The 1,155-nt window shown below is 36.3% G+C and carries 1 pseudogene; it reads left to right on the top strand.

The features are described from left to right. Positions 1-1,073: 1,073 nt before the first annotated feature. A pseudogene (locus tag ACJ5GX_RS05905) lies at positions 1,074-1,155 on the top strand (AAA family ATPase); the annotation flags it as partial.

Genomic DNA, 1,155 nt, shown 5'->3' with positions numbered 1-1,155 from the left:
AAAAAAAAAATGATTTCAGCTGTGAGTCCATCAGGTGACTTTGGGTCATGCCCTCGTCGCCTCACATTTAAAAAAATGAACAACATAATATCATATAATCCCAAATTTGGATACCTGCGTAATTGCTCAAAACTACGCGACCTGTGGATTTTCGAAACGGGCATAAAGCAGACACACATGATATTAAAGGACGCATCGGAAGTAAAGAAGCTTGAAATAAGAGGTCTTAGTGTCAACTGTTTCATTGAGCAATTTCTCCTTTTCTCGAACAGGTTAGCTGTTATATTTACTCCATTATGATATTAAGGAATCAGTTATCTCCAAAAAAACTGCCCTTATTTTATTACCGAAATCATTCTTTCACTGCTGTAATGCATGTCTGTAAAACTTTTTAATTGTTTGAACAAAAATTTTTTGACCCTCCACTGGCCTATGCATGCGGAATTGCGGAAGACAAAAATGGAAATGGATGGAAGGAGAAGAGGGAGGCCTTTGCCCAGCAGTGTGATCGATCAGTCTTCTATACATACATATACTAGATTTCCGCCCAGCGATTTAACCCGCTGCCACTCATTTTTCCGTGGTAATAATTTTTATCCCGCGGTAAAAACTAGCCTATGTGTTATTCCAAGTTAAATTCTACCTGTGTTCCAAATTTCATCCGAATCAGTCAAGCCGTTTGAGCGTGATGAGGTAACAAACATACATACATACACACACATAAACTCTCAGATTTATAATATTAGTACGGATAGTATAATACCGAAAGAATACCAATTTGACCAAAAAATTTATGAAAACAAGATTTATTTTTCAATTTTAGAAGCAAACTTTGATCTTTTGAAAGACATTTAAGTTTAATAAGAAGGTTGTATCAATTTGATTTGTATGTATGTTACATCGCACCTGCGTATAGTTTAGTCGCCAAATTTCGGATTGTTTGAATAATCAAAATATATGTGTCATATTTTATACACATTGGAAATTGCGCGACCGATATTAATTCGTGTTAATTCTGACCCAGTATCCAGAATGGCTGTTTAGCTATAATGCCGCTAGCATCTTGGGATCGATCTTTACGTGGATTTTATAGCACTGGCATGGTGATGTTTGCTCATGATGAGGAAAGCACTGTCCGTCAAATAGTATTTGAGC

Source organism: Wolbachia endosymbiont of Tuta absoluta (genome assembly GCF_059414725.1).
This window is presented reverse-complemented; position numbering and strand designations above follow the sequence as displayed.